24 protein-coding genes are annotated in these 20,931 nt (G+C 50.1%); 21 read left to right on the top strand and 3 right to left on the bottom strand.

All coding sequences use genetic code 11. The annotated features are described in order from the left end of the window. Nucleotides 1–324: 324 nt before the first annotated feature. On the bottom strand, nucleotides 325–1,347 hold the full coding sequence (locus HH215_RS11885; RefSeq protein ID WP_169280099.1) for a LacI family DNA-binding transcriptional regulator: 1,023 nt from the start codon (nucleotides 1,345–1,347) through the stop codon (nucleotides 325–327). 181 nt (nucleotides 1,348–1,528) lie between these two features. Here HH215_RS11885 and HH215_RS11880 point away from each other — a divergent pair, with 181 nt between their 5' ends. The 7 genes from HH215_RS11880 (at nucleotide 1,529) to HH215_RS11850 (ending at nucleotide 9,534) form a co-directional block, all read left to right on the top strand. After that, complete coding sequence (locus tag HH215_RS11880; protein WP_169280098.1) at nucleotides 1,529–2,854, top strand: sugar ABC transporter substrate-binding protein; 1,326 nt, start codon at nucleotides 1,529–1,531, stop codon at nucleotides 2,852–2,854. 64 nt (nucleotides 2,855–2,918) lie between these two features. Then, the gene (locus tag HH215_RS11875) at nucleotides 2,919–4,229 is read left to right on the top strand and encodes a carbohydrate ABC transporter permease (protein ID WP_169280097.1); all 1,311 of its coding nucleotides are present in this window, start codon (nucleotides 2,919–2,921) and stop codon (nucleotides 4,227–4,229) included. Next, a complete protein-coding gene (locus HH215_RS11870) occupies nucleotides 4,226–5,050 on the top strand; it encodes a sugar ABC transporter permease (RefSeq protein WP_169280096.1) in 825 nt (274 codons plus the stop codon). The genes HH215_RS11875 and HH215_RS11870 overlap by 4 nt, the downstream gene beginning before the upstream one ends. Nucleotides 5,051–5,113: 63 nt before the next feature. Beyond that, a complete protein-coding gene (locus HH215_RS11865) occupies nucleotides 5,114–6,898 on the top strand; it encodes a glycoside hydrolase family 13 protein (protein WP_169280095.1) in 1,785 nt (594 codons plus the stop codon). 137 nt (nucleotides 6,899–7,035) lie between these two features. After that, nucleotides 7,036–7,455: a phage holin family protein gene (locus HH215_RS11860; RefSeq protein ID WP_169280094.1), complete on the top strand. Its 420-nt coding sequence runs from the start codon at nucleotides 7,036–7,038 to the stop codon at nucleotides 7,453–7,455. A gap of 116 nt (nucleotides 7,456–7,571) precedes the next feature. Then, on the top strand, nucleotides 7,572–8,996 hold the full coding sequence (locus HH215_RS11855) for an NAD-dependent malic enzyme (RefSeq protein ID WP_169280093.1): 1,425 nt from the start codon (nucleotides 7,572–7,574) through the stop codon (nucleotides 8,994–8,996). A gap of 157 nt (nucleotides 8,997–9,153) precedes the next feature. Next, nucleotides 9,154–9,534, top strand: coding sequence for a cupredoxin domain-containing protein (locus tag HH215_RS11850; protein WP_169280092.1), 381 nt, complete (start codon nucleotides 9,154–9,156; stop codon nucleotides 9,532–9,534). Nucleotides 9,535–9,622: 88 nt separating this feature from the next. On the opposite strand, the gene HH215_RS11845 is transcribed toward HH215_RS11850, so the two are convergent. Further along, a complete protein-coding gene (locus HH215_RS11845; protein WP_169280091.1) occupies nucleotides 9,623–9,874 on the bottom strand; it encodes a hypothetical protein in 252 nt (83 codons plus the stop codon). A gap of 88 nt (nucleotides 9,875–9,962) precedes the next feature. Between HH215_RS11845 and HH215_RS11840 the strand changes: the two genes are divergently transcribed. From HH215_RS11840 to HH215_RS11780, 13 genes are all read left to right on the top strand, one after another. Further along, nucleotides 9,963–10,250 carry a Dabb family protein gene (locus HH215_RS11840; protein ID WP_169280090.1) on the top strand — a complete coding sequence of 96 codons (288 nt, stop codon included), beginning with the start codon at nucleotides 9,963–9,965 and terminating at the stop codon, nucleotides 10,248–10,250. 1 nt (nucleotide 10,251) lies between these two features. Continuing rightward, nucleotides 10,252–10,389: a hypothetical protein gene (locus tag HH215_RS11835; RefSeq protein ID WP_169278022.1), complete on the top strand. Its 138-nt coding sequence runs from the start codon at nucleotides 10,252–10,254 to the stop codon at nucleotides 10,387–10,389. Between the two features lie 19 nt (nucleotides 10,390–10,408). Further along, entirely contained in the window at nucleotides 10,409–10,831 is a 423-nt protein-coding gene (locus HH215_RS11830) for a DUF86 domain-containing protein (RefSeq protein WP_169280089.1), read from the top strand. 225 nt (nucleotides 10,832–11,056) lie between these two features. Further along, entirely contained in the window at nucleotides 11,057–11,932 is an 876-nt protein-coding gene (locus HH215_RS11825) for a cation diffusion facilitator family transporter (protein WP_169280088.1), read from the top strand. Nucleotides 11,933–12,232: 300 nt separating this feature from the next. Then, nucleotides 12,233–13,168, top strand: coding sequence for a magnesium transporter CorA family protein (locus tag HH215_RS11820; protein ID WP_169280087.1), 936 nt, complete (start codon nucleotides 12,233–12,235; stop codon nucleotides 13,166–13,168). Nucleotides 13,169–13,260: 92 nt separating this feature from the next. Further along, on the top strand, nucleotides 13,261–13,746 hold the full coding sequence (locus tag HH215_RS11815) for a hypothetical protein (protein WP_169280086.1): 486 nt from the start codon (nucleotides 13,261–13,263) through the stop codon (nucleotides 13,744–13,746). 5 nt (nucleotides 13,747–13,751) lie between these two features. Then, the gene (locus HH215_RS11810) at nucleotides 13,752–14,099 is read left to right on the top strand and encodes a YtxH domain-containing protein (protein WP_169280085.1); all 348 of its coding nucleotides are present in this window, start codon (nucleotides 13,752–13,754) and stop codon (nucleotides 14,097–14,099) included. A 164-nt stretch (nucleotides 14,100–14,263) separates the two neighbouring features. After that, nucleotides 14,264–15,076 carry a glutamate racemase gene (racE, locus tag HH215_RS11805; protein WP_169280084.1) on the top strand — a complete coding sequence of 271 codons (813 nt, stop codon included), beginning with the start codon at nucleotides 14,264–14,266 and terminating at the stop codon, nucleotides 15,074–15,076. A gap of 136 nt (nucleotides 15,077–15,212) precedes the next feature. Next, nucleotides 15,213–16,106 (top strand): M14 family metallopeptidase, encoded by an 894-nt coding sequence (locus HH215_RS11800; RefSeq protein ID WP_254450451.1) that lies wholly within the window; start codon nucleotides 15,213–15,215, stop codon nucleotides 16,104–16,106. A gap of 61 nt (nucleotides 16,107–16,167) precedes the next feature. After that, the gene (locus tag HH215_RS11795) at nucleotides 16,168–16,398 is read left to right on the top strand and encodes a hypothetical protein (protein WP_169280082.1); all 231 of its coding nucleotides are present in this window, start codon (nucleotides 16,168–16,170) and stop codon (nucleotides 16,396–16,398) included. A gap of 69 nt (nucleotides 16,399–16,467) precedes the next feature. Beyond that, nucleotides 16,468–17,058, top strand: a complete 591-nt coding sequence (locus HH215_RS11790) for a cupin domain-containing protein (RefSeq protein WP_169280081.1) — start codon at nucleotides 16,468–16,470, stop codon at nucleotides 17,056–17,058. 99 nt (nucleotides 17,059–17,157) lie between these two features. Further along, nucleotides 17,158–17,460 carry an iron-sulfur cluster assembly accessory protein gene (locus tag HH215_RS11785; RefSeq protein ID WP_169280080.1) on the top strand — a complete coding sequence of 101 codons (303 nt, stop codon included), beginning with the start codon at nucleotides 17,158–17,160 and terminating at the stop codon, nucleotides 17,458–17,460. Continuing rightward, on the top strand, nucleotides 17,447–17,704 hold the full coding sequence (locus tag HH215_RS11780) for a DUF1450 domain-containing protein (RefSeq protein WP_169280079.1): 258 nt from the start codon (nucleotides 17,447–17,449) through the stop codon (nucleotides 17,702–17,704). Before HH215_RS11785 ends, HH215_RS11780 begins: the two co-directional genes overlap by 14 nt. 423 nt (nucleotides 17,705–18,127) lie before the next feature. On the opposite strand, the gene HH215_RS11775 is transcribed toward HH215_RS11780, so the two are convergent. After that, complete coding sequence (locus tag HH215_RS11775; RefSeq protein WP_169280078.1) at nucleotides 18,128–20,059, bottom strand: LTA synthase family protein; 1,932 nt, start codon at nucleotides 20,057–20,059, stop codon at nucleotides 18,128–18,130. A gap of 232 nt (nucleotides 20,060–20,291) precedes the next feature. Between HH215_RS11775 and HH215_RS11770 the strand changes: the two genes are divergently transcribed. After that, the gene (locus HH215_RS11770; RefSeq protein WP_169280077.1) at nucleotides 20,292–20,924 is read left to right on the top strand and encodes an O-methyltransferase; all 633 of its coding nucleotides are present in this window, start codon (nucleotides 20,292–20,294) and stop codon (nucleotides 20,922–20,924) included. Nucleotides 20,925–20,931: the final 7 nt, after the last annotated feature.

The raw sequence follows: 20,931 nt of genomic DNA, 5'->3' as shown, positions 1-20,931 counted from the left end.
TTTCGCCCACCGCCTCGCATTTAGGCAAATTAAGCCCGCCCAGCGGTCTTATTTCGCCCACCGCCCCGCATTTAGGCAAATTAAGCCCGCCCAGCGGTCTTATTTCGCCCACCGCCTCGCATATAGGCAAATTAAGCCCGCCCAGCGGTCTTATTTCGCCCACCGCCCCGCATTTAGGCAAATTAAGCCCGCCCAGCGGTCTTAATTCGTGCATCGCCCCGCACTTAGGCAAATTAAGCCCGCCCCAGGCTCTTAATTCGTCTCGCAAGATCAATCTCTAGAATTTCAATAGTTGTAATCGGTTCACCACCACTTATCAAGCTACTATTCATTCCGCAAAGTAGACTGCCGAACGATCAACTCCGGCTTGATCGTTTGAAAAGGCGAGAGAAGCTCGTCTTGCCCGATCTTGTCGAAGAGAACGTTCGTCGCCAAGGCGCCGAGACTAAACGTATCGATATCGAGGGCGGTCATGGAGGGCGTCGTGTACGGTGCCATCGGGTAGTTGTCGAAGGTAACGATGCCCAGTTGCTCCGGCACCCGGATTCCGCGGTCTTGAGCCGCTTTCAACGCTCCGTAGGCAACGAAATTATTGACGCAGATGACGGAATCGGGCGGTGAATCCATCTCCAGCAAGTCGTTCATCATCCGATAGCCGTTCATTTCGTTCGCTTCGTCATAGCGGATATAGCGATTATCCTTATCGGAGCCGAGCAAAGAAGAGACGACGTTTCGATAACCCGTAAGCCGGTTATGGGAGATGGCTTCGTCCGGTTTTCCGCCAAGGAAGGCGATCCGCGAATAACCTTGTTCAAGCAAATGATGGGCGGCCATGCTTCCTCCGGCATTATTGTCGATATCGACCCAAGCGACGCCGACCCCGTAGTCTTCTTTGGGCTGTCCGACGATAACGTAAGGGAACGCAAGCCTCTCCAACTCCCGAACGATGTCTCTGTTCAGCACAGAGGGGTTGATTAGCATTCCGTCCAGCTTCTTGCTATAGACGTATTGGTTCATGAAATCAATCTCGCGATTGTGGATATTCGATATCGTCAATTCGTATTGATGCTCGAAGGTAACGTTCTCCGCTCCGCCTAGCAAGCTGTAGAAGAAAGGATTCAGAAAGTCGTCCTTCCTATCGAAATTCATAATAAAACCGATATTCATGCTGCTTTGTCTCGCCAATTGTGTAGCGATGCTGCTAGGCGTATATTGTAATTCTTTCATGATCGCCCGTACTTTTTGTTTGGTTGCTTCCGAGATGGTGGGAGCGTCGTTCAATACTTTCGATACCGTAGATTTCGCGACGTTAGCCGCTTTGGCGATATCGTTAATGGTTGTTTTCATGAGAAATTCCCCTTTGGATTACCAGCAAGTACCATCTGTAATTCATTATAGCTTGGTGCGCGGGTTCCGCCAATTAAGAAATAAAAAGTTGTTGATTTCCTAAAAAAGGTATGTTACCTTGTTCTCAAGGAAACCGGTTTCCTTAATCATAAACGATTCGAAGGGCGGGTTCAACAATTTTATGAAAAGAACAGTCGGATTACTCGCGTTAGTTACGATGATGGTGTTCGTGCTATCGGCATGCGGCGGCAATAACAACAAGACGGACGCTTCTCCGAGCGCTTCGGTAGCCTCTGAAGAAACGGCAAGCGAAAGTCCGTCGGCCTCGAATGTAAGCGCTACAGAAGTAGCCGAACCGGAGCTGAAGCCCGAAGACGGCGCAAAGTTGAAAATATGGGTCGACAAAACGGAAAGAACTTTTATCGACAGCGTTCTCCCCGATTTCAAGACGAAGTTCGGCGTGGACGTTACGATCGAGGAAGTCAACATCCCGAATCAAGCGGAGAAACTTGAAACCGACGGACCGGCCAAACTAGCGGCGGACGTTCTTATGCTTCCGCACGATAAATTATCGAAGCTGGTCGTCGCCAACCTGTTGTTGCCGAACGATCTCTTCGAAGAGGAAACGAAAGCGTCGTCTCTTGAAACCGCTATTACGGCCAGCTCGTACGATGGCATTCTATACGGCTATCCGGAAACGATCGAAACTTTCGGCTTATTTTATAATAAAGCGCTCGTGAAAGAAGTGCCGAAGACTTGGGACGAAGTCATCGCGTTCGCTAAGACGTTCAACGACCCCGCGAATAAGAAATATACGATCGCGTGGCTGCACAATCTGTATTTCAATAGCATGTTCATCAGACCTTACGGCGGGTATATTTTCGGTAAAGACGGAACGGACGGATCGGACATCGGCTTGAATAACGACGGAGCCGTCGAAGGAATGAAATATTATCAAAGCCTGTTCGATATCGCTCCGATCAAGACGACCGACTTGACCTACGATATCCAATCGGAGCTGTTCACTTCGGGCAAGCTTGCGATGACGATCGACGGACCTTGGTCTATCGGGGCGTACAAAGGGAAAGTAGATTTCGGCATCGCTCCGCTTCCCGATCTGCCGGGCGGCAAGAAATCTCTGTCTCTGGCGGGAGTAAGATCGTTCTACGTGAATTCGTACACCGAGTATCCGATAGCTGCCAAAATGCTCGCTAACTTCCTCGTCTCGAAGGAAAGCGCCTTGAAGGATTTCGAGTTGGCTAACATCATCCCGGCGAACAAAGAAGCCAACGAGGATCCAAGAATCAAGAACGATCCGATTCTGAGCGGTATCGTCGAACAATTCAAGAATTCGACGCCTACTCCGTCCATTCCGGAGATGAACAATGTATGGGGTCCGACGGATGCCGCGTTCGCCTCGATCTGGAACGGCAAGGAAGACGTTAAAGCGACGTTGGACAAAACGGTGCAATCGATTAAAGATTTGAACAGCTCCGTGGCGAAATAAAACGACTTAAACAGTGGAAGGGGCTGTTTCCGAACAGCCCTTTTCGAGAGGAGCATCGGATCGCATGACCAGACATACCCCTCAAGCCACGCTGCTGTCCGTTTTGTTCATGGGATTAGGACAATGGTACAATCGCCAGTTCATGAAAGGACTTCTCTTCGCGTCCATCGAGATAGCGGGTATTTATTGGATCGCTAGTCGTTTAGGCAAATCCGTGCAAGGCTTGTTTTCTTTGGGAGATACTCCGCGGGGAATGGTGAAAGTCGGCAAAGTCTATCAACCGGTCGACGGAGACCACTCGATCTTCTTAATGGTAGAAGGACTGATCTCTTTGATTCTGGTCCTGCTGCTCGTCTTCCTCTATTGCATATGCATTCGCGACGCAAGACTAACCGCGCTTAATCGGGAAAAAGGGATAAAGCCGCATTCGTTCCGAGTGACTTTAAGCAATATGGCTAACCGCAATTTTCCTTATCTTATATTAGCTATCCCGGTAACGGCGGCGCTGCTGCTGACGGTTATGCCGATTATTTTCTCCGTGCTCGTGGCGTTCACGGATTTCGCGGCTCCGAATCTGCCTCCGGCGAAGTTGGTCCACTGGGTCGGATTCGACGTATTCAAGAACCTCGTGAACTTAGGGTCATGGAGCAAGACGTTAGTCGGCGTGGCAACATGGACCGTAGTTTGGGCGGTCGCGGCGACGCTCACGACTTATTTGTTAGGAACGATCGTCGCCGTGCTCATTCAGCAAAAAGGAATACGCCTGAAGGCATTCTGGAGAACGATGCTGGTCATCCCGTTCGCCGTGCCTAATCTCGTGTCGTTGCTCGTGTTCCGTAATCTCTTAAACGAAGAGTTCGGTCCGATCAATCAATATTTGGAGCTGCTCGGTCTTAGCGGACTTCCGTGGCTCAACGATCCGACATGGGCGAGAATTACGGTCATATTCGTAAACCTATGGTTAGGTTTTCCGCTCATCATGATTCTCGTGTCCGGTATTCTGACGACGATTCCCAAGGATCTGTACGAAGCGGCGGAAGTCGACGGAGCGCCGCGCTTCTATACTTTCCGCGTTATTACGCTTCCGCTGGTGCTGTACTCGACGGCTCCGATCCTTATCATGCAGTTCGCCGGCAACTTTAACAATTTCAACGTCATCTTCCTGCTCACGAACGGCAATCCGGTCGTGCCCGAATACGTGTATGCCGGGGGAACGGACTTGCTCGTGACCTGGCTTTACAAATTAACGTTGACGAACAATCAATACAACTTCGCCTCGGTGCTTAGCATTCTGGTGTTTATTTTCATCGCTTCCGTATCGATCTTGAATTATCGCAGAACCCGATCTTTCAAAGAGGAGGATCTGATCCAATGAAAGCACGCCATCTGATTACGTACGTGATTCTGATCCTGCTGACCGCGTCGATCGTCTATCCGGCGCTCTGGATCGTCATGTCCTCTTTAAAGGTAGGAAATAGTTTGTACAGCGAGACGTTAATCCCCAAGGCGTTTACTTTCGACCACTATAGGGAGCTGTTTACGAGCACTCGTTACCAATACGCGCAGTGGTATATGAACACGATCAAGGTTGCCGTGCTTTCGGCTATTCTAGGAACGCTTATGACTTTGTTAGGCTCCTACGCGATGGCCAGGTTTCGGTTCATCGGCCGCAAGTTCGGATTGATGGGGATGCTTGTCCTGAATATGTTTCCAAGCTTCATGTCGCTCGTGGCGATCTATATTCTGATGCTGCAGTTCGAACTGCTCAATTCGCATTGGGCTTTGATTCTCGTCTATAGTTCGGGCGCGTTCATCAGTAACGTTTTCGTCGCCAAAGGCTTTTACGATACGATTCCAAGAAGCCTGGAAGAAGCGGCGAGAATAGACGGAGCTACCCATTGGAAAGTGTTTACGACGGTCATGATTCCGTTGTCCAAGCCTATGCTGACTTATGTGAGTCTCGTTATCTTCAACGGGGCTTGGGTGGATTTTATATTCGCCAGATTGATCTTGAGAACCGCGGACAAAGAAACTTTGGCAGTCGGACTTTACGATATCGTTAATCAACAGACGTCGACGGACTTTACCTTTTTCGCCGCAGGCGCGGTATTGTTGGCCGTTCCCGTACTCATTCTGTTTGTTTGGCTGCAACGATTCTTGGTCGAGGGATTAACCTCGGGAGCATCCAAAGGCTAGACCAGGGATAGGCCAGCGCTAGACCAGGGATAAACCAAATCGCGTCAAGGAGCTATCGCGCATATGCAGAAAGAAGCAATCTACCATATTAATGATATTCCTTATTTGTTTACGGTCGGCGAGCATGAGGTGAAAATTCGTATACGCGCGAAGCGGGACGAGGTTTCCCAATGTACTCTGCTTCACTCGGACCGATATCAGCCGCCGGGGCATGGAACATCGGTTCAACTCGCGTTAGCCGCGACTACCGATCTGCATGATTATTTCGAGGGAGTTCTCTATTCGGATACGGGAAGAATTCGATATCAATTTCTGTTATCCGGAAAAGATGGAACGCAAGTCTGGTACGGGGAGTATGGAGCATCCGATAGTCGCGGGAAGGCCGGTTATTTCCACTGCGCCTCCGTTGCCGCTTCGGACGAAGGCGCCCCTCCGTCATGGGTAAAGGATGCCGTCGTCTATCAAATTTTCCCGGATCGATTCGCGAACGGGAATCCGGCTATCGATCCCGACAACGTTAGAAGTTGGACTTCGCCCGAAGAGCCCGAACGGGATTCGTTCTATGGCGGAGATCTGCTCGGCATTATCGGGAAGCTTCCTTATCTTCATGACTTAGGTATTAACGTCATCTATATGACACCCGTATTCGAATCGCCGTCCAACCATAAGTACGATACGACGGACTATTATTCTATCGATCCGCATTTCGGGCAAATGGAAGACTTGAAGCGCCTCGTAAAGGAAGCACATGCCCTGAATATGAGGGTCGTTCTGGATGCGGTATTCAACCATGCGGGAGATCGTTTCTTCGCCTTTCAGGATTTACTAATCAACGGTGCCGACTCCGAATACAAGGATTGGTTTTTCGTCGATCGGTTCCCGATCGTCCAATCCCCGAGTCCGAGCTATGAATCTTTCGGCATTCATTCCCCGACGATGCCGAAGCTGAACACGGGAAATCCCGAAGTGATGCGCTATTTGCTGGATGTCGCGAAATATTGGATCAAGGAGGTCGGGATCGACGGCTGGAGGCTCGACGTAGCCAACGAAGTCGATCATCGGTTCTGGCGGCGTTTACGCGAAGAGATCAAAGGGATCGACCGCGAACTGCTGCTTGTCGGAGAAATCATGCATTATGCCGGACCTTGGTTAAGGGGAGAACAATTCGACGGGGTCATGAATTATTTGTTCCGCGATGCGGTCATCGGTTTTTTCGCCAAACAGTCGATAACGGCCCGCGCTTTCGTCGGTCAGATCGAATCCATTCGAATGCAGTATACCGATCATGCCAACTCTTCCATGTTTAACTTGATCGGAAGCCACGATACGGAGAGATTTCTGACGGCATGCGCGCACGGCGAATGGGGCTGGAGCGAGAAACAAGAAGTCGCCCGGTTGAAACTGGCAGCGCTGTTTCAGCTTACTTATACGGGGATGCCATTCATCTATTACGGCGATGAAGTCGGGATGACGGGAGGCGAGGATCCAGGCTGTCGCAAACCGATGATTTGGGATGACCGGCTGCGGAACACGTCGGTTCTAACGCATTACAAAGAACTGATCTCGCTAAGAAAACAATACGCGGCATTACGAGAAGGAGAATTCAAAGAGTGGTTCGTTGATGAAGCGACGAATTCGTTCGGGTTTATTCGCCGGCTAGACGGGCAGTGCGTAGGAATCGTGCTGAACAACAGCCCGGACGAGCATCCGTTCAAGCTGGAAGCGCCTAGGGGCGTCGCGATTCACGGCGTCGATAAGCTGTACGGTTCCGATGAATTCGAATGGGATCGCGGACTTCTGACAGGATCGCTATCCCCGTATCATGCAGTAATCCTTCTATTAAAGTAGGAAATAAAGATCGATCTGGCACGCAGTTAATCCTAACGAAAGTGGTTCATTGCCATTCGGATATTCACCGTTCCAAACTTGTCCACCCGGACATAAGCTAACGTAGTATAAACGATTATTCCGGGGAGGAACGGTGGATGCAATTTCATGCTGGGATATTTTGCGCGCTAATGGGAGCAGTGATTTCCTTCTCGTTCGGCGTGTGGAACGAATCTCTTACTTTCCTGCTCGTTCTTATGGCGATCGATTACATTACCGGCGTAGCGGCCGCGATCAAGGACGGTAGCGGATTAAATAGCAACATCGGCTTCTGGGGTTTGTTCAAAAAAGGGCTGATTTTGCTAATGATGATTATCGCTCATCGGTTAGATCTTTTACTAGGTATCGATATTGTAATGGGGAGCGCCGTATTTTTCTATATCGCCAACGAGTTGCTCTCCGTTATCGAGAATTACGGTCGTTTGGGACTTCCGTTGCCGGAACGAATCAAACGAATCGTATTGGTGCTAAGGGATAGAGCAGGCGAAGTAAAGAACAAAGAGAACCCGGGACCTTAAGCAAACGATAACCGAATTTCCCGTCCGTAGAGGCGGAGAAGTACGGTTTTTTGTTTTTGCTCAACTCAGGCTATAATCATACATATCAAGCAACTTCAATCTGGGGGATGATCGTCATGAGATTAGAAGGCGGCACGAGCGTTATTCTACGCGTTGAAATGGACAAGCAAGCGGTAACATTCGGTGAACTTGTATCTTTAATCGGGCAACAAGGCGGCGACATCGTTGCGATTGACGTCATTCAACCGGGCAGAAAAACGGAAGTTCGAGATTTAACGGTAAGCGTCGTCGAGCCGTCGGTCGTCGAAACCCTATCGGCGGCGGTAAGCGCGATGAAGGGAATCCATCTCGTGAACGTATCGGATCGTACTTTCCTGCTTCACTTGGGAGGTAAGATCGAAGTGCATTCGAAGGTGCCGATCAAAAACCGCGACGATCTTTCCCGCGTCTATACTCCGGGAGTCGCGAAGGTGTGTTTGGCGATACGGGACGATCCGAGCAAAGCGCATTCCTTGACGATTCGCCGGAATACGGTTGCGGTCGTATCGGACGGTACGGCGGTGCTCGGACTCGGCGATATCGGCCCTCACGCGGCGATGCCGGTCATGGAAGGAAAAGCGATGCTGTTCAAGGAACTGGCAGGAGTAGATGCGTTCCCGATTTGCTTGGATACGAAGGACCCGGAAGAGATCATCGCGATCGTTAAGGCGCTGGCCCCGACCTTCGGCGGGATCAACCTGGAGGATATCTCGTCTCCGAGATGTTTCGAAATCGAAAACCGGCTCAAGGAGCTGTTGGATATTCCCGTCTTTCACGACGATCAGCACGGAACGGCCGTCGTACTGCTGGCAGGGCTGCTCAACGCGCTGAAGATCGTCGGTAAGGCCATCGAAGAAATTAAAGTGGTCGTATGCGGGATCGGAGCAGCCGGGGTAGCTTGTTCGCGGATGCTGCTTGCGGCTGGCGTGACCCATCTTGTCGGGGTCGATAAGGACGGCGCCATTCATCGAGGCGTTCGATACGAGAACGAAGCGTGGAACGATTACGCCGCCATCACGAATCCTCGCCAGGAAACCGGAAGACTCGCCGATGTCATTGCGGGAGCGGACGTATTCATTGGGTTGTCTAGGCCAAGACTACTGAATAACGAGGACGTTCGGAAAATGAAACCGGATCCGATCGTATTCGCGATGGCGAACCCCGACCCGGAAATTTCCCCGGAGGAAGCCGGTTCGTACGTTCGGGTCTATGCGACCGGGCGTTCCGACTATCCGAACCAACTGAATAACGTACTCGCGTTTCCGGGAATATTCCGCGGCGCCTTGGACGCAAGGGCTAGCACGATAAGCGAATCCATGAAGCTGGCTGCGGCCAAAGCGATTGCTTCGATCGTGACCGACGAAGAATTGAACGAAGAATACATCATCCCGAGCGTTTTTAACGATAAAGTCGTTCCCGCCGTTCGCAAAGCCGTCATCCAAGAAGCGATACATAGCGGGGTAGCGCGTAAAATACCAAGCGATTTTCGGAATTTAGACTAAGATAAGGGAAACTTTTTTCGCAAAATACACATGTTGTTCATCAAATTGTCAAAAGTTAAAAAAGTTGACCGTTCTCTTCAGACTAGTGCTTGAGTTCAAATGCATGTATTAGGTAAAATATGAGGTAGACAATTTGTAGGAAGCAGGGGAGCAGACGATGCATAAATGGCTTTTGTCCACTTTGATCACGATCGCGTGCGCAATGGGGGTATACTTGATGGCGACCGGATTGCCGGAGAAGCCGAAGGATGAAGCCTCCGAATTAAAGGAAGGCCAAGAGTTGCTGAAAATCAAAGCTACTAACTTTAACTTCGATGAAAAGGAATACCGCGTGAAAGCGGGAACGAACTACAAAGTCAAGTTCTCCAATACGCTTGGTAACCACGGCGTCGAAATCGTAGGTCTTGATCTCGAGTTGACCAAAGACAATCCCGAGCTGGAAGTTACCTTCGACAAGCCGGGCGAATATGAGATGCATTGTTCGATCATGTGCGGACAAGGCCATGGAGATATGGTCTCGAAATTAATCGTCGAGTAATTCGATTAATGCGGCTTGGCTGCGCGGGAATCAAAAAAGGAGCCGAAAGGGCTCCTTTTTACAGTTCATTCAACAGGGACTTGTCACTTTAGAGATGTTTCCACGTCCGGATCCGCGCTACGCCGAGATCGCCCAAATATCCGATTAGCGCCCAGCTAAGAACGGTGAGCGCGTACATAAACCATATATTGACCCTATGGATATCGGTAAACAGCTCGACTAACCACATCGGGACGCTGAACATCATCAGGAACAAGTTGTGCGGATCATATCCGGTCACGTTAAAAAGGCAAAGCGCAACACCGATCAGAGTACAAGCTATCGTAATGGTATGACGCATATGGGTCCATGTGACTCCCTTCGCTTAACTTTACGGGTAGTATGCACGAGACGCTAAATCCTCATGATAAGAAAGGAATGGAAAAATTATGATTACTCATATCGTACTTTTCAAATTAAAAGACCGCAGCCCGGAGAGCATCGCGACAACGGTACAAGTATTACGCGACATGGAGGGCAAGATCGACGAGTTACGCCATCTGGAAGTCGGTACGGACGTTCTACATTCGGAGCGTTCGTACGATATCGGCTTGATTACGAAATTCGATTCCTTGGAAGCGTTGCAAGCGTATAACGTACATCCGGTACACAAGAAAGTGATCGAACATATGACGTCCGTTCGCGAAGCTTCGGTTAGCGTCGACTACGAGTCCTAAGATGAGGATGTTGGTGGAGAAGGATCCGTCGAACATGGGCGACGTATACCAGATGGCCACGTATACGATCCTCATACTGATCAGCGCCGTTATCATGGTTGTCTGGTTGAAGCGCAGAGGAAGAAGAAACAAGAAATAGCAAGGGGGTTAATCGCCCGATGTATGACGTGAACGTGGAAAGCATTCGTAATCGGCTCGCTTGTTTGCCGGAACTCGCCCAGGCCCTGTCCGCGATGACCGTTTCCTGGACAGGCAGTTTAATGGAGGGCTTAGCTCAGGAACGAGCTCTGCATCTTGCCGCGGAGATCGCGACGGATGTCGGCCATACGTTAATCGACGGCTTTATTATGCGCGATGCGAGCAGCTACGAGGACATTATCGAGATTATCGCCGGAGAAGGCGTCCTAACCGAACAAGTGGCGATCCCGTTGCGACAGTTGGTTCTGTTGCGCAAGTCACTTGTTCAAGAGTACGACCAGTGGCCGCGGAGCGAATTACACCCGTTAACGGCCGAGCTTCCGAGGGTATTGATGGGATTTTCCGATCAGGTACAAGCATATTTGCAACAAGAGTTAATCTAATTTTTGAACGATACAACAGTTTCGACGCGTTCGCGCGGCGGAGCTGTTTTTATTTTCTCCGGAGGTGATCTCGCTTGTTGCGACGACCTAAAATAGTTGTACCTAGTCAAGATAGTTTCGTCCACCTTACAGTATTAAAGCGCCCCAACACTGTTTCTCTAGACCCACACGGGTTTGCTCCTGTATGATTTCTATAGATCATAGAATCAACGGGGGATCGAGCATATGGAGCTGTACGGGGATATCAAACAAGGGGAAAAAGGGGCATGGCTTAGCATCGTTGCCTACATTTTCTTGTCGCTGCTTAAGTTGATCATAGGCTATACGTTTAACTCCGAGGCATTGCTTGCCGACGGCTTAAACAATTCCACGGATATCGTCGCGTCGATAGCCGTATTAGTCGGTTTGAAAATTTCAAGAAAACCTCCGGACCGCAATCATAAATACGGACATTTTCGGGCGGAAACGGTTGCGGCTCTTATCGCCTCCATCATCATGGTCGTTGTCGGGATTCAGGTCCTCTACCAGTCTTTCGGCAAGTTTTTTGAAGAGACTCTCGTTAAACCCGATATGATAACGGCATGGACCGCGGTTTTCTCCGCCGGCGTGATGTATTTGGTTTACTTATACAACGTACGTTTAGCCAAGAGGATTAACAGTAGCGCGATTATGGCCACGGCTCAGGATAATCGATCGGATGCGCTTGTAAGCATAGGCGCTTTCGTCGGAATTATCGGATCGCAATTGGGATGGCCATTGCTGGACCCCATTGCCGCTTTTATCGTAGGGATTATCATTTGCCGAACGGCTATCCATATTTTCAAAGACGCATCGCACGCGTTAACGGACGGCTTCGACGAAAAGAGGCTTAAGCGTTTCAAGAAAACGATCGAATCGACCCCCGGCGTCAACGAAGTCAAAGATATTAAAGCAAGAATACATGGGAATAACGTTCTATTGGATGTCACGATTCAAGTCAACTCGAACTTGAACGTCGTTCAAAGTCACGACATAAGCGATGCGATAGAGAAAAGCATGTTGCAAGAACATCAAGTCGGGCACGTGCATATCCATGTTGAACCGGAATATAGGAAAGCATGACATTTCGGTTGACGATAGAGGGGGGAACATGTTCAGTGGACAGCGGACCGAGTTGCCGAATACGACTATGGAATCGAAATCCCGACCGGAGAGCAATCCGTACACCGGGCGCTCCTGCATGTTCCCCGTACCGAACCTGCCAATTTCCGTAGCAAGCCGGAATTGCGTTTTCGTAGGGTAGTTTGACATGCAGTCGCGATAAGGCCGTCCGCCTTGCCGGCTCTCTTCTACATGGGGAGAGTCTTTTTTTTGTTTTAAGAAGCATCACCGAAATTTACGCGACGAAAGGAAGTTTAGAGCATGTTGAACATTTACAAAAACGATTTTTCCGGAAAAATGAACGAAATCTCTCAATTCGATAAAGGGAGCTGGATTCATCTATCCCATCCTTCCGAACAGGAAAAGCAATTGCTGGTTCAAGAATTGAACATCGATCTGGAGTTTCTATCGGATGCGTTAGACGAGGAAGAATTAGGGCGCATCGACAGGGATGGCAACAGGGTTAAGCTCTTCGTGGATATTCCGATTTGCACGAAGGACGGGGCTAAAGACATTTATTCGACGGTTCCGCTCGGCATCTTGATCATGGATAACTATTTCGTGACGGTGTGCTTGGAAGAGACGGCCGTCATAGACGAGTTTACGGCTAATAAAGTAAGAAACTTGCAAACGCATATGAGAACGCGATTCGTCTTGCAGATTCTGTACTTGACTTCATTCTACTATTTGCAATTTCTTAAGAAAATTAACAGGCAGATCGAAACGCTGGAGATGTCATTGCGCCGGTCGATGAAAAACAAGGAATTGCTCACTTTGCTTGAGCTGCAAAAAAGCCTCGTATACTTCTCTACTTCGCTCGAGACGAACAATATGTTAATCGAGCGGTTGTTCAGCGGCACCTTCTTAAAAATGTACGAGGAGGATAAAGAACTGCTCGAAGAGGTTAAAATCGAAATCCGGCAAGCGACGAAAATGACGGAGACGTATACGGTCATTCTTGGAAATATCATGAACTGTTTCGGCTCGGTCATCTCCAACAACGTGAATCACGTGGTCAAATTGCTGACCGCGATCACCATCATCATTACGTTGCCGATGGTTATCGGAACGTTCTACGGCATGAACGTCGAACTGCCGATACAGAGTAATCCGCATGCATTCGCTATCATTATGGTCATGTCGGTGACCATTACGTCGATTACGGCGATTCTGTTCTGGAGGAAAAAGTATTTCTAGCTTGTCACCTGTGTCAAGACGGGCTTCCCTTTCTTATACTGTCATTAACCGCATGGGCATTCGCCCGGGGTGAACGATTGGAGGGAGTGCGCATGGCTTGGGAACTGGCCGGTTACGGGGTGACCGCGGCAGTCGTCGTTATCGCTGCGGCGTTCTTATACGGCGTCGTGAACGTTGTTTGTTCGCTAAGAAGATTAGATCAAGCCGTTGCGAACTTAAGCAGGGAAGCGGAAACTTCCTTGCAGGGATGCAGCCGGTTAGCGGAAGAAGCCAGCGAAGCGATTCAAGTTTCCAGGCAAAGTCTTCAGGGCTTCGCATCGCTCGCGGAGGGGGCGAGAGCGCTTGGCGAAGCCGTGCAGACGGCAGCGCAAACGGCCGTTCACGTTACGGAGCAGTACCGGGAAATCCTGACCTCGCCTATTCGTTCGACACCTGACGATCGGGATCGGGGAGAGCGCGAAACGCCCAATCTATCCGAAATAGGCAGAAGGTTATGGATGATGTGGAAGAAGGGCGAAGGCAGGGCCGGAAGCTCTCGAAACCCGGGAACGAGTGCGGATCCATCTGAGGGAGAGTGAAGAAAATGGCAGACAAGAAAGCAGTGAAGTCGTTTTTGTGGGGGACGTTAACCGGGGCGATTACCGGTGCGGTTACCGCATTGTTGTTCGCTCCGAAATCGGGGCGCGAGCTTCGCGGAGATATTGCCGAGACGGCGCAGAAGGTCGGCGAGAAAACGGCTGACATTAGCCGCCAGGCTGGAACCGCGGTACAATCTCTGGCTAAGCGGACTACGAATCTGGTCGTCGATGCCAAAGAGGCTACCGGACGGTTGGTGACCGACATTCGCTCCCGCAAAGCGAACATCGCCGAATCCGACGAAGTTGCCGCAACGGAGGAAACCTACGTCGAGGACAAATCGTCCGCCTATTAATAGAGGGCGATCCATAACGTTCGAAAGCACCGCCCTCTCCCGCAGGGCGGGCTTTCGCGCGTAATCTTGTCCAAAGATCGGCTAAGATAATGGTACCTTTTGCGCCGCAATCTCATAAAGTAAATTGAAATGAGTTCATCATCTATGAAGAAAGCGGTGTTTCCGTGCAGCAAGCGATCGCAGTCCTTGATTCCGGCGTAGGGGGACTGACCGTCGTCAAAGAAGTGATGCGTCAGCTTCCCTTTGAGAAAATACTTTATTTCGGGGACACCGCGCGAACGCCCTATGGTCCCAGAGATGCGGAAGAGGTCATCTCGTTCACCCGCGAGATCGTGGATTATCTCATTCAGTATCAACCTAAGATGATCGTCATTGCCTGTAATACGGCCACGGCAGTAGCTATGGAAGACATTCGATATCGCGTCAACGTGCCTGTCGTCGGAGTCATCAATCCGGGAGCGCGCGCCGCGGTCGGCCGGACGAAGACAGGGGTGGTCGGCGTCATCGGTACGGAAGGGACGATCAAAAGCGGTGCGTACGACACGGCGCTTAAACGCCTTTCATCGCGCATTGAAGTCGTGAGCCGAGCCTGTCCATCGTTCGTGCCTTTAGTGGAAGACGGGAATTTTCGGTCGATTGAAACCTTTCGTACCGTATCCGAAGCTCTATCCCCGCTCCGAGATCCGACGATGGATTGTTTGATCCTCGGCTGCACGCATTATCCTTTTCTCGCCGATTGCATTTCGGAAGCGATGGGCTCCGAAGTTGTTTTGATCAATTCGGCTGAAGAAACCGCGCGGGATATCAGTACGATTCTTCAAGAAAATAATGAGATGTCGGACGTGGAAGAAGTTCCTGTCCACCAGTTTTTTTGCAGCGGTGATCCCCGGAAGTTCCAAGATATCGCCCAGGCATGGCTTGGGGAGCAGATTCGGTTAACTCCCGTCGTATGGCAAGTTCCCCATATCGGGGCATGACGGTATTTAGGCTCGCGCAGGTCGGAAGCCATGTCGGCTTCGGCTTGTCGGGCCGTTTTTTTTGCGTGGAATGGGTTATACGGAAGCTCCTTCGCTCATACACCATTAGAACCGCGAAGGTATGGGAGGGAGCTTCATGAAGAATAAAGAGGAGTATGGTCCTGATCAAGTCGTCAACGACATAAGAAAATTGACTCGCGAGTATCCTTTTTTGAGCACGGGATCGATTGGTCGTAGCGCGCTCGGTAAACCGATTCCATACTTGAAGATCGGCGAAGGTCCGTTCCGCTGGCATTTCAACGGAGCTTGCCATGCCAATGAATGGATCACTTCGTTATTGCTGATGAATTTCGCGGAAGATTACGCCCGTGCATGCGCGAACCGGGTTTCTTTCTGGGGGAAATCCGCACAGGAATTGTTTGCCCGCAGCAGTCTGTGGATCGTTCCGATGGTCAATCCGGACGGAGTAGAGCTCGTGCAAAGGGGAATGTCGGCCATACATCCGTTTTACGAAAATTTGCTGAAGTGGAATCGCGGATCTAATCGGTTCCACCGATGGAAGGCTAACGCAAGAGGAGTGGATCTGAACGATCAGTTCCCCGCGCATTGGGAGGAAGAACGCGCGCGTCGTTCGATTCATGAACCGGGTCCCCGCGATTACGGAGGAGAACGACCATTATCTGAGCCCGAAGCGATCGCTCTCTCGGACTTTACGGAACAAACCGACTTTCACGCGGTTATCGCGCTTCATAGCCAAGGCGAAGAAATCTATTGGAATTATCGAAACAACGAGCCGCCGGAATCGCGCGATTGGTCGGAGCGCCTAGCCGCCTCCGCGGGATATAGGGCCGTGTATTTAGAGGGGAGCGATGCAGGGTACAAGGATTGGTTTATCGCCAATTATCGCAGGCCGGGGTTTACGGTGGAAGTCGGCTGGGGCCATAATCCGCTGCCGATGGACGGGTTTGAAGAAATGTACGATGACGTTGCTAGATTGCTCGCGGAAGCTCTGGATTGCTCGCCCTCATGATTCGAGAAGCCGGTTGAGGGGTAAACTGGATAACGATCGCTTCACGAAAGGAGCCCCTCGTATGGCACGAAGATCATGGCTAACGTTATGGAGACATCTTCCCCGAAGGGTATGGCGCATTCTGCGATCGGAGAAGGTGTCCCTGAGGGACAAGCTGCTATTCGTCGTTCCGGTGGCATTGTATTGGGTACTGCCGGATCTCATGCCCTTCATCCCGATAGACGATGCGGCGTTCACGGCTATCGCTGCCAGCGTCTACGCGAAGGCGATGGAACGGAAGTATAAGTATTGAACCTTGGGCTGGGCGGTCGCATATACTCTATCTAGATAGGAATTAAGGATAGAGAGGCGTGAATACGGCTTGGCGATATCGTATATGGATTATACTGCACCGGGAACTCAATTTACTTTCGATCTGAGGAATGATTTGTTTTTCAGAAAAGATGCTCAAAATTATATCAACCGCTTATCGATCAATGATCTGAATACGCTTGGGAACACTTCGTTGCTGGATATCTTTCTGACTAAGGGAAACGTAGTTGAACCGCATTATCATCCGAATGCATCGGAACTCGTCTATTGCATCTCGGGTGCGGCAGTCGTATCTCTGATTAATCCGTTTACGAATCAATTGCTTAACTTTCCGATACAGCCCGGACAAGTCGCGAATATTCCACAAGGCTGGTGGCACTACGAGATTGCGACGGAAGACTCGACGCATTTGCTAGCTATTTTCGATGCTCCGATTCCGGAAGCGATATTCGGCTCGGACATTCTGAGATTAACTCCGGCGAATGTATGGGCGCACGCGTATTGCTTGAACGAGAAGATGGTGAAGGAAACGTTCGCTCCGATCAAAACCTCGACGTACATCGGTCCGCCAAAGGATTGCGTTAAAGTGCAACCGGCAGCGGGAACCCGGACTTCATCCAACTTGCAATATCGAGGTTAACAGGGAGCTTTGGGGCGGCCGTTTTCGGCCGTCTCTCTTGTGTTCCGGCGTCAAAATAATTACAATGGAACGGAGAACCTTACGGGAGTGAATCGCGATATGAATTGCAAAATTACCCGGAACGCGGCTACCGTGCTGCGCCGTGAATTGGACAAGCCTGAGAACGCGGATTTGAAGTTAAAAGTATTCATTACGCATAGTCACGGAGACCATGCGCATTACGGAATGGATTTGGCTAAGCCTACGGATAAAGAAGAGATCGTGTCTACGGATAAAGATATCGATGTCATTCTGACAAAAGGGGAGCCTTTGCTCGATGGCGTCAAGATCGACTATCTCTATTTTCCTAAGGAAGGATTCGTGATTACGAATCCGAGCAAGGGCAATCATGGAGACCACTGATAACGAACTGTTGGAAGAACCTCTTAACGATATCCGAATCTGCGACAAATGCAGGCATATCCGGATGAAAACGATTATGCCCAAGTTGCAGAAGATGGCTCCTGGAGCAGAGATCAAGATCGCCTGCAAATCCTATTGCGGTCCTTGCGGCAAACGCGTATTTATCTTTATTAATGGACGTTACGTAACGGGTTCCACGGAAGACGAAGCTATCGAGAAAGCAAGCAAGTACGTCAAATGTTAGTTTAATGGAGGGCTGCAAGACCGATTTCGGTCTTGCGGCCTTTTTGGTAGGTGCAAGCGGTGCTGTAGCAGAGGTGTGGTAATGGAGTGCGTGGCGGAGTCGGGGTTCTATCGGTGAAAAAGCTACTTTTGATGGGAATAGCCCGGCTGAGTCGGGTATTGATCTTCTTTCACCGTACTTACCATACTTCCGTTCAACAAGGTACATTTTTGGCCTTCTTTTGCCGCATTCTCGATACTCGGAACACGAGCGACCAAGTTCGCCTAACCAGCAAAGGAAATAGAGTACTCACAGTACCTTACAGACAGCGCGAGGCATTCGGATGGTGGGTATAGAGTACTCTCAGTGCTTTTCCCCCAAACATAAAAAAGAGACGGGATAAACTCCCGTCCCCCGTCTCTTCTTCGCTAACACTTACCTCATTCACTCTTCTTCCTTAAACGTAGCAATCAGGTCGTTCTCGATTACCCGGTCGGAGACGTTTAGATCTTGCTTGGCGGATTCGGCGCCCGCTGCGCAAGCCGAGGAGTCCGTCTTCGCGGGGTCTCCGTTAGTGAGATCGTAGCAGGTACCGTTGGCGATGATCCCGTCGCTGCTCGGTACGAAATACACTTTACCGTCGGTAAACCCGCCGTTACGGAATACGACGGACTTAGGCGCTTCCGATAGCATGCTTAGCCCCATAAGGTAACTTTTTTCCGTCGGTATTCCTAGAAGATGCATGAGGGTAGGCGTCGTATCGATCTGCCCGACCGCTTTTTCCACTACGCCCGCGTTCTCGTCGTTAGGGAGGTGAATGAAGAACGGTACCTTGCGAACGATTCTATCCTTGTCGATATCCGACACCGGTTGGCCGAAAAACTTTTCATACAATTTCCAATCATACACGGAGTTGTCATGGTCGCCGTAGAACATGAGGATGGTGTTCTCCCACATGCCTTCGGCCTTCAAATCCTCGATCAATGCACCGACCGCGGAATCGACGTAATGCGTTGCTTGCAAATAATCGCCTAAGATCGTCCCTTGTAACGTACCTACATCCAACTCCTGATTGGAGTATGGCATCTTAAACGGATGATGGCTGGATAACGTAATCGATAGCGCATAGAAAGGCGATTTATCGCGTTCCTTTAATTGCTCTACCGTTTGACGGAAGAAAGATTCATCTCCGAGCGACCAACCTATCGGTTCATCGATGGTATAGTCTTTAATCGTATAAAATTGATCGTATTCCATATTGTGATACATATTGTTCCGATTCCAGAAGCTGCCGTCGTAAGAATGATGTACCGTCGTATCATAGCCTTGGCTTTTCAGAATGGACGGCGCACAGGTGAATTCGTTGCCGGCGAAGCGAATGAAGGCGGAACCGGTCGGCAATGGATGCATCGAGCAACTTGTAAGGAAATCGGCATCCGAAGTTCGGCCTTGGGCGGTCTGGTGATAGAAGTTAGGAAAATAAATGCTCTGTCCGATGAGTTTATTGAGATTAGGAGTAATCTCCTCGCCGCCGATGGATTGACCGATAACGAATTCTTGGAAGGCTTCGGCTTGAACGATAAGAACGTTTTTTCCTTTGTATTGTCCGAACAGCGGCTCGGATTCCATTTGCTTTTGCAGCCTTTGACGTTCCGTGAACCAGGCTTTGCTTTCCTCGATCTGCTCATCGGATATACCGTCGCCGAACCAATGCTCTTTCGCGTAACGATAGCCGTCATAACCGTGAAACCCAAGTAAGCCGGTTACGTTGTAAATCGGTATGTTCCACCAGTTTCCAACAAACAATCCGCGCGCCCAGCCGTTCTTTTGCTCTTCGACAGGGTAGTAGACAAGTGCCCAACCAACGGCGAACAGGAGCGTCGCCGGGATGAATTTCTTCAAAACGTATTTAAGGGCAGAAGAACCGGAAGAAGTCCGTACGGGACGGCGTTTAGCCGAATGCCGCCAAAGTACCCACCCGGCTAGCGCGAAGGCTACCGGAATATCGGCGAAGAAAATCCAATCCCCCGGTTGCATTAGGCTCCAGATGCTAGCCTGCAATTCGCCTACTTGGCCCGCTTGGAGCAGGACCGGGATAGAGATGAAATCCTTGAAATATCTGAAGTAGATCAGATCGGCGAATAGGAGAACCGACAGAGCCAAATCCAGCAGGGCAAGCGAGATCGCCCTGGCGCGGACGCCTAAGAATACCGTCCAGAAGGAGACGAGAAGTACGGCGCCCAAATTAACGGCCCATTTCCAATAGTTCATGCCCCCAACGTTAAATTGATCATCAAGCTCGTTTAACTTGTATAACATCGAAGCGGCGAGCAGAATAACCCCCCATAAAGGTACAATCCGGACACTTCGACTCAACCAATGAAGCCCTCCGAGGGCAACACTTTTTAATCGCGCTAACATGAACAAAACTTCCTTCCCATAACGGCGATTCTTTCGCTTTGTAAGGTTCGCCATACCAGATGATTAACGGAATGTAAATCCTAAATAAAAATTAGTATAGCTCTATTGAAGGGGAAATTACAAACATTGTGTTAAAATATTAATGCGGCAATGCCCGTCGTAACGAACGAAGGAGGAATGAGGGGCTATGGATTTGTTGCCAGATCAGTATTTTGACGAGTTATATTCGAAGGATGTTGCGCTTGAACGAGTGAACGAGAGCATCCGAAACGCGGGAATGCCGGAAATTTCGGTCGCTCCCGGCTATGGCAGATTGCTTACCTTTCTTATATCCGTATCCAAAGCCCGTAATGTTCTGGAAATAGGCGCATTAGGCGGGTACAGCGGAATTTGTTTAGCTAGAGAATTGCCCGAAGACGGGAAGCTCATATCGCTGGAGCTTAAGCAAGAATACGCAGACGTAGCGCAGATGAATATGACCGCAGCAGGATTGGGAGAGCGTGTGGAGTACCGGGTCGGAGACGCGAAGATAAGCTTGGAAAGCCTTGCCGCTGAAGGATCGAGGTTTGACTTTTTCTTCATCGACGCGGATAAGGAAAGTTACCCGCATTACTTAGAGGCCTGTATCCAACTCGCTAGCAAAGGCGCGATCATTGCGGCGGATAATACTCTGTTGCGAGGGAAAACGATAGACGAGAACAAGCAGGGGCCTTCCGTGCTCGCGATTCGACATTTTAATCGAATTATCGCTCAGGACGAGAGGTTAATGGGAGTACATCTTCCTGCTTATGACGGGTTAGCGCTGGCTCGCGTGAAATAATTACCAA

Source organism: Cohnella herbarum (assembly GCF_012849095.1).
In the GTDB taxonomy this organism is placed as follows: Bacteria; Bacillota; Bacilli; order Paenibacillales; family Paenibacillaceae; genus Cohnella; species Cohnella herbarum.
This window is presented reverse-complemented; position numbering and strand designations above follow the sequence as displayed.

What these genes read in the sequence shown, in the direction of transcription:
- HH215_RS11885 (WP_169280099.1), bottom strand. Translation starts at nt 1,347, where the DNA reads ATGAAAACAACCATTAACGATATCGCCAAAGCGGCTAACGTCGCGAAA.
- HH215_RS11880 (WP_169280098.1), top strand. Translation starts at nt 1,529, where the DNA reads ATGAAAAGAACAGTCGGATTACTCGCGTTAGTTACGATGATGGTGTTC.
- HH215_RS11875 (WP_169280097.1), top strand. Translation starts at nt 2,919, where the DNA reads ATGACCAGACATACCCCTCAAGCCACGCTGCTGTCCGTTTTGTTCATG.
- HH215_RS11870 (WP_169280096.1), top strand. Translation starts at nt 4,226, where the DNA reads ATGAAAGCACGCCATCTGATTACGTACGTGATTCTGATCCTGCTGACC.
- HH215_RS11865 (WP_169280095.1), top strand. Translation starts at nt 5,114, where the DNA reads ATGCAGAAAGAAGCAATCTACCATATTAATGATATTCCTTATTTGTTT.
- HH215_RS11860 (WP_169280094.1), top strand. Translation starts at nt 7,036, where the DNA reads ATGCAATTTCATGCTGGGATATTTTGCGCGCTAATGGGAGCAGTGATT.
- HH215_RS11855 (WP_169280093.1), top strand. Translation starts at nt 7,572, where the DNA reads ATGAGATTAGAAGGCGGCACGAGCGTTATTCTACGCGTTGAAATGGAC.
- HH215_RS11850 (WP_169280092.1), top strand. Translation starts at nt 9,154, where the DNA reads ATGCATAAATGGCTTTTGTCCACTTTGATCACGATCGCGTGCGCAATG.
- HH215_RS11845 (WP_169280091.1), bottom strand. Translation starts at nt 9,874, where the DNA reads ATGCGTCATACCATTACGATAGCTTGTACTCTGATCGGTGTTGCGCTT.
- HH215_RS11840 (WP_169280090.1), top strand. Translation starts at nt 9,963, where the DNA reads ATGATTACTCATATCGTACTTTTCAAATTAAAAGACCGCAGCCCGGAG.
- HH215_RS11835 (WP_169278022.1), top strand. Translation starts at nt 10,252, where the DNA reads ATGAGGATGTTGGTGGAGAAGGATCCGTCGAACATGGGCGACGTATAC.
- HH215_RS11830 (WP_169280089.1), top strand. Translation starts at nt 10,409, where the DNA reads ATGTATGACGTGAACGTGGAAAGCATTCGTAATCGGCTCGCTTGTTTG.
- HH215_RS11825 (WP_169280088.1), top strand. Translation starts at nt 11,057, where the DNA reads ATGGAGCTGTACGGGGATATCAAACAAGGGGAAAAAGGGGCATGGCTT.
- HH215_RS11820 (WP_169280087.1), top strand. Translation starts at nt 12,233, where the DNA reads ATGTTGAACATTTACAAAAACGATTTTTCCGGAAAAATGAACGAAATC.
- HH215_RS11815 (WP_169280086.1), top strand. Translation starts at nt 13,261, where the DNA reads ATGGCTTGGGAACTGGCCGGTTACGGGGTGACCGCGGCAGTCGTCGTT.
- HH215_RS11810 (WP_169280085.1), top strand. Translation starts at nt 13,752, where the DNA reads ATGGCAGACAAGAAAGCAGTGAAGTCGTTTTTGTGGGGGACGTTAACC.
- HH215_RS11800 (WP_254450451.1), top strand. Translation starts at nt 15,213, where the DNA reads ATGAAGAATAAAGAGGAGTATGGTCCTGATCAAGTCGTCAACGACATA.
- HH215_RS11795 (WP_169280082.1), top strand. Translation starts at nt 16,168, where the DNA reads ATGGCACGAAGATCATGGCTAACGTTATGGAGACATCTTCCCCGAAGG.
- HH215_RS11785 (WP_169280080.1), top strand. Translation starts at nt 17,158, where the DNA reads ATGAATTGCAAAATTACCCGGAACGCGGCTACCGTGCTGCGCCGTGAA.
- HH215_RS11780 (WP_169280079.1), top strand. Translation starts at nt 17,447, where the DNA reads ATGGAGACCACTGATAACGAACTGTTGGAAGAACCTCTTAACGATATC.
- HH215_RS11770 (WP_169280077.1), top strand. Translation starts at nt 20,292, where the DNA reads ATGGATTTGTTGCCAGATCAGTATTTTGACGAGTTATATTCGAAGGAT.